The sequence below is a fragment of the bacterium genome, from assembly GCA_040755795.1.
In the GTDB taxonomy this organism is placed as follows: domain Bacteria; phylum UBA9089; class CG2-30-40-21; order CG2-30-40-21; family SBAY01; genus JBFLXS01.
The window spans coordinates 1-2,077 of record JBFLXS010000578.1 but is presented as its reverse complement, the minus strand read 5'-3'; the positions used below and the strand labels follow the sequence as shown (position 1 = coordinate 2,077).

General features: G+C 35.2%; 3 protein-coding genes. All 3 read left to right on the top strand.

Annotated elements, in window-relative coordinates; genetic code table 11:
• Nucleotides 1-192 precede the first annotated feature (192 nt).
• The 3 genes from AB1414_19885 (at nt 193) to AB1414_19875 (ending at nt 1,558) form a co-directional block, all read left to right on the top strand.
• Complete coding sequence (locus AB1414_19885) at nt 193-456, top strand: hypothetical protein (GenBank protein MEW6609674.1); 264 nt, start codon at nt 193-195, stop codon at nt 454-456.
• Nucleotides 437-844: a type II toxin-antitoxin system VapC family toxin gene (locus AB1414_19880; GenBank protein MEW6609673.1), complete on the top strand. Its 408-nt coding sequence runs from the start codon at nt 437-439 to the stop codon at nt 842-844. The genes AB1414_19885 and AB1414_19880 overlap by 20 nt, the downstream gene beginning before the upstream one ends.
• A 216-nt stretch (nt 845-1,060) precedes the next feature.
• Nucleotides 1,061-1,558, top strand: a complete 498-nt coding sequence (locus tag AB1414_19875) for a hypothetical protein (protein MEW6609672.1) — start codon at nt 1,061-1,063, stop codon at nt 1,556-1,558.
• The last annotated feature ends 519 nt before the right edge of the window (nt 1,559-2,077 follow it).

Here is a 2,077-nt window from a genome sequence, read left to right as displayed (position 1 = left end):
AATCGCTGCACCTGACTGCGAGGGGCTGTGGCGTGATTGAGATAGTTTTGTAATTTCCCAGAGTTTTATCTTGCTTACAAAGTTTAGTGGTAATTCCCCCTCACAGCAGGTGAGATCAATCGTTAGACAAAATTGCAAAAAGGGGATGGTGATCGACTATACCAAAATTATACAACAAAGGAGTGATTTTAAATGAGAGAATCAGTTATCCGTGATAAAGTAATGGAAGAAATTAAACTTATTCCAGAAGATAAACTGTCAGAGATATACGATGTTATTCATTATTTTTGGGTAGGCTTGCAAAAATCTAAAGTGAATATTAACCAGATAATGCAATTTGCCGGTTGCTGGGATGATATTCCTGAAGATGTATTTAATAATTTTTTAGAAGAAACCAGACAACGGAGAAGTCAGGCTTTTTCAAGGAGACGAGGCGGTGGAACCAGTATTAGTTGATACAGACATCTTATCTCTGTTCTTTAGGAACCAAGATAATGTTGTCTCTAATTTTAAAAAATATCTTAACCAATACGAAAAAATAAATCTGAGTATCATTACCTACTATGAAATTCTTAGTGGTTTAAAATACAGAGACGCATCGAAACAACTGGATTCGTTTCTTGAGTTTACAAAGCATAATACTGTTCTATCTTTAACTAAAGAATCAGTTATGATTTCATCGGATTTATACACTAATTTGCGAAAAAAAGGAAGACTGATAGATGATATTGATATCCTTATTGCAGGTGTTGCTCTGTCAAACAATCTTGTTCTTGTGACCAATAATGAAGAACATTTTAGAAATATCAAAGGATTAGAAATTTTGAATTGGAGTAAAAAATAAGGCGACAGGGATTGATATTTTCCTCAACCTGATATCCCAGAAAGTTTTTGATGTTGTTGACACGTCGGGACTAATATCCAATTTTACATAATTAGTCCCGGATAAATTGTAATGACAACATCAAGTTTTTTTCTATTGACGAAGTGAAAACTTTATGATATTATTTGTAATAGCCGTTCAGATAATAACTTGTTAGACATCAACAGGTGGTCAATAATGGAGAAGGACAAATTTTGTTTTCTCTCGTTTGAAAAGTTAAAAGAAGCAGTTCTTAGGTCCAAAAAAGAACTACATTGGATGGTAGAAGAAAGAGTAAGAAGAATCTTTCGAGGGCTCTATCCAGATGCCTTTGTGAAGCTTGAGTCTAATTTTGTATTTAAAGGTCGAGCAGATATGATCGTCCATCTGAAGGATAAAAGCGTTCATATTGAACTGATTGCCTCTAAAGAAATGGTAAATAGGGGTGTAAAGTTACTGGTAAGGTCTTTATGTGATGTCAAGATTGTAATCTTGATGGATGACGAGATTGATGACAAGGTAGCTTATCAGTATCATGATGAGTTACATTCGCGAAATCTCTCACCAGATTATTTTGGAATTCTGGTGGAATTCTGGGGACAGGTGGAATTCTGGGGACACAATACTAAATTATTAAGAAAGGAAGTAAGTCAGAAGAAGAAAAAGACGGCGAAGAAGGAAGAGGAGTGGAGTTAAACCGTGAATGTGGAATGCACAATAATTCGGTAAGATAGAAGAAAAGAAAAAGAGAGAATAGAATCGCATCTTGAATTGTGAATTGGTATTCTGAAATGAGGTACTTTAGCCAGCAAGGAGGGTGGAATTCTGGGGAACAAGGAATTCTGGGGACACAATACTAAATTATTAAGAAAGGAAGTAAGTCAGAAGAAGAAAAAGACGGCGAAGAAGGAAGAGGAGTGGCAGGGCAAACGCATCTAAATTTTCGTCCTCAGACGAGTTATACATTCAGATATAACTTAGCACTTTTTTGTTGACTTTATCAAAGGAATTCTGGGGACACAATACTAAATTATTAAGAAAGGAAGTAAGTCAGAAGAAGAAAAAGACGGCGAAGAAGGAAGAGGAGTGGCAGGGCAAACGCATCTAAATTTTCGTCCTCAGACGAGTTATACATTCAGATATAACTTAGCACTTTTTTGTTGACTTTATCATTTATATCCCCTATAATATTAAGAGTAAAGAATTTACTATCAG